The organism is Microbacterium sp. UBA3394 (assembly GCF_002358725.1).
GTDB lineage: Bacteria > Actinomycetota > Actinomycetes > Actinomycetales > Microbacteriaceae > Microbacterium > Microbacterium luteum.
Genome location: NZ_DEPK01000241.1, coordinates 1 through 3,595, shown reverse-complemented (window position 1 = coordinate 3,595; position 3,595 = coordinate 1). Strand labels below are relative to the sequence as shown.

At 66.9% G+C, this 3,595-nt stretch carries 4 protein-coding genes and 1 pseudogene; all 5 read right to left on the bottom strand.

Features of this window, described 5'->3' with window-relative positions:
* On the bottom strand, nt 1-529 hold a 529-nt coding region (gene yaaA, locus B4E30_RS14540), incomplete at its 3' end, for a peroxide stress protein YaaA (protein WP_286795832.1).
* A gap of 80 nt (nt 530-609) precedes the next feature.
* Nucleotides 610-870, bottom strand: a complete 261-nt coding sequence (locus B4E30_RS14535) for a F0F1 ATP synthase subunit epsilon (RefSeq protein ID WP_286795830.1) — start codon at nt 868-870, stop codon at nt 610-612.
* 34 nt (nt 871-904) lie between these two features.
* Entirely contained in the window at nt 905-2,353 is a 1,449-nt protein-coding gene (gene atpD, locus B4E30_RS14530; RefSeq protein WP_286795828.1) for a F0F1 ATP synthase subunit beta, read from the bottom strand.
* Between the two features lie 40 nt (nt 2,354-2,393).
* Nucleotides 2,394-3,290, bottom strand: a complete 897-nt coding sequence (locus B4E30_RS14525) for a F0F1 ATP synthase subunit gamma (RefSeq protein WP_071045306.1) — start codon at nt 3,288-3,290, stop codon at nt 2,394-2,396.
* A 20-nt stretch (nt 3,291-3,310) separates the two neighbouring features.
* Nucleotides 3,311-3,595 (bottom strand): annotated as a pseudogene (locus tag B4E30_RS14520) (F0F1 ATP synthase subunit alpha); the annotation flags it as partial.

Sequence of the window (3,595 nt, the reverse complement as noted above, 5' to 3'; positions counted from 1 at the left end):
CCGGAACGGGGCCGAGCGCCACATAGGCTTCGGAGCGCAGATCCAGGACGAAGTCCGGCGCCGCTTCGGCCAGCGCATCCGACACCGCGCCAGACCACAGCCGCTTCGACGATCCGAGCGACGGCAGCGAGACCGCCGCCGACATGCGGTACGCCGGAATGCCATCCATGGCGCCGACCGGACCGAACGGTGCGGAGTGGATCTGCACGTGCGCGGCCAGCCATGCCCGGGCGCCATCGTCCAGGCCACGCGCGTCCAGCGCGTCGAAGAGCACCCCCGTGTAGCGGTCGACGGCCGCCATCGTCGCAGATACGCGAACGACGGCGTTCCGCCCGATGTCGGCGCGCTGCGTCTTCCCGAGCTTGAGCGTGCGAGCGCTCTCCTCCTCGTCACCGCTGAGGTCGACGAGCGCATCGACCACGCGGGACCGGAGGGGGGTGAGGGTCGGATGGGCGAGGCGATCCAGGGCGAGCGGCGGGCCTTCGCCCCCGGGTCGTTTGGTCTCGGACGGGGGCAGCAGAACGAGCACGTATCTCTCCGGGGAAGGCGAGAGGGCACGAGCTCCGGATACCCCGGATGCTCGCGCCCTCTCGGACTGCGTGTGTGTCGTCAGGCGACGACGGCGGCGTTGCCGGCCACGATCGTGAGCTCGTCGCCGGCCATCGACAGGAAACCGTCTTGCGCGTTGGCGACGACCTTCTGGCCGGAGGTCTCGGTGATGCGCACCTGGCCTTCCGCGAGGATCGCCAGCACCGGCTCGTGACCGGGCATGAAACCGATCTCGCCCTCGACGGTCTTGGCGACGACGAGCAAGGCCTCCCCCGTCCAGACCTCGGCGTCGGCGGAGACGAGACTCACCTTCAGCGTCACTTCGACTCCCTCCAGTCGCTCCGTACGAGCATGATCAGCCGTTCTCCTTCTGGATGCGGGCCCAGTTCTCTTCGACGTCGGAGATGCCGCCGACGTTGAAGAACGCCTGCTCGGCCACGTGGTCGAAGTCGCCCTTCACGATCGCGTCGAACGACTCGATCGTCTCCTTGATCGGAACGGTCGAACCCTCCACGCCGGTGAACTTCTTCGCCATGTAGGTGTTCTGCGACAGGAACTGCTGGATGCGACGCGCACGCGACACGACGATCTTGTCCTCTTCGGAGAGCTCGTCGACACCGAGGATGGCGATGATCTCCTGCAGCTCCTTGTTCTTCTGCAGGATCTGCTTCACCGCGGTGGCCACGCGGTAGTGGTCCTCACCGATGTAGCGCGGGTCGAGGATGCGGCTGCTCGAGGTCAGCGGGTCGACCGCGGGGTACAGACCCTTCGACGCGATCTCACGCGAGAGCTCGGTCGTCGCGTCGAGGTGCGCGAAGGTCGTCGCCGGCGCCGGGTCGGTGTAGTCGTCGGCGGGAACGTAGATCGCCTGCAGCGAGGTGATCGAGTGACCGCGGGTCGAGGTGATGCGCTCCTGGAGCACACCCATCTCGTCGGCGAGGTTCGGCTGGTAGCCCACGGCCGAGGGCATGCGGCCCAGCAGCGTGGAGACCTCGGAACCGGCCTGCGTGAAGCGGAAGATGTTGTCGATGAACAGCAGCACGTCCTGCTTCTGCACGTCGCGGAAGTACTCCGCCATCGTCAGCGCCGAGAGGGCGACGCGAAGACGCGTCCCCGGCGGCTCGTCCATCTGGCCGAAGACGAGGGCGGTCTTGTCGAAGACGCCGGCCTCGTCCATCTCGCCGATGAGGTCGTTGCCCTCACGCGTGCGCTCACCGACACCGGCGAACACCGACACACCACCGTGGTCCTGCGCGACGCGCTGGATCATCTCCTGGATGAGCACCGTCTTGCCGACGCCGGCACCGCCGAAGAGGCCGATCTTCCCACCCTGCACGTACGGGGTCAGCAGGTCGATGACCTTGATGCCCGTTTCGAACATCGTGGTCTTCGACTCGAGCTGGTCGAAGCTGGGCGCCTGGCGGTGGATGCCCCAGCGCTCCGTGACCTCGACCTGTTCGCCCGGCTCGGCGTTGAGGATCTCTCCCGTGACGTCGAACACGCGGCCCTTGGTCACGTCGCCGACGGGCACCGTGATCTGGTCTCCGGTGTCGCGCACCTCCTGGCCGCGGACGATGCCGTCCGTCGGCTTCAGGGCGATCGCACGCACGAGGTCGTCGCCGAGGTGCTGGGCGACCTCGAGAGTGATCTCGGTCGCATCCTCGCCGATCGTGATCGTCGTCTTCAGCGCGTTGTAGATGTCGGGGATCGCGTCGTGCGGGAACTCGATGTCGACGACGGGTCCGGTCACCCGGGCGACACGCCCGACGACCTGCACGTCCGTCTTCTCAGCGGTGAGGCTCATGGCTTCTTCTCTTTCGTGATGGTCTGTTGCGCCGTGCCGGTCACTTGCCCGACGCGAGGGCGTCGGCGCCGCCGACGATCTCGGCGATCTGCTGGGTGATCTCGGCCTGGCGTGCGTTGTTGCGCAGTCGCGTGTAATCGGTGATCAGCTTGTCGGCGTTGTCGCTCGCGGACTTCATCGCCTTCTGCGTCGCAGCGTGCTTGGCCGCCGACGACTGCAGGAGGGCGTTGAACACGCGGCTCTGGATGTACACCGGCAGCAGAGCGTCGAGAACCGTCTCGGCGTCGGGCTCGAACTCGTAGAGCGGATAAACCTGCGAGTCGGTGCTCTCCTCGGCCTCGACGACCTCGAGCGGCAGCAGGCGCACCGTCTCGGGCGACTGCGTCATCATGCTGACAAAGCGGTTGTACACGAGGTGGATCTCGTCCACTCCGCCGTCCTCACCACCGCGGTCGTAGGCATCCAGGAGCGTTGCCGCGATCTCCTCGGCGGTGTGGAAGTGCGGGGTGTCGGTGTCACCGGTCCACTGTGCCGCGCTGTCCATGCGGCGGAACTGGAAGTACCCCACGGCCTTGCGGCCGATGAGATAGAACACCGGCTCGCGTCCTTCCGAACGCAGGAGCTCGGCCAGCCGCAGACCTTCGCGGAGGATCTGCGAGTTGAACGCGCCCGCCAGTCCCCGGTCCGAGGCGAAGATCACCACGGCGGAGCGGCGGATGACGTCGCGCTCCACGGTCAGCGGGTGATCGACGTTCGAATGCGTGGCCACGGCGGAGACGGCCCGCGTCACGGCCCGCGCGAAGGGCGAGGAGGCGCGCACACGCCCCATCGCCTTCTGGATGCGCGATGCCGCGATGAGTTCCATCGCCTTCGTGATCTTCTTGGTGGTCTGAGCAGAGTTGATCTTCTGCTTGTAGACCCGCAGTTGTGCGCCCATGGTTCCTGTCCCGGAGCGCCTTAGCGGCGGCCCTTGACGATCTTCTCCTGGTTGACGTCCTCGGCCGCGGCGGCGGAGACCTCTTCGTGGCCGGGCTGGTTGATGGCCTGGCCCTTGCCGGCCTGGAACTCCAGCACGAACGCGTCGGTCTTCGCCTCGAGCTCGCTGAGGATCTCGTCGGTGAGGACGTTCTTCTCACGCAGGTCGTCGAGCACCGAGGTGTTGCGACGCAGGTAGTCCAGCAGCTCGCGCTCGAAGGACAGCACGTCTTCGACCTCGACGGTGTCGAGCTTGCCGTTGGTGCC

What these genes read in the sequence shown, in the direction of transcription:
- atpD (WP_286795828.1), bottom strand. Translation starts at nt 2,353, where the DNA reads ATGAGCCTCACCGCTGAGAAGACGGACGTGCAGGTCGTCGGGCGTGTC.
- B4E30_RS14525 (WP_071045306.1), bottom strand. Translation starts at nt 3,290, where the DNA reads ATGGGCGCACAACTGCGGGTCTACAAGCAGAAGATCAACTCTGCTCAG.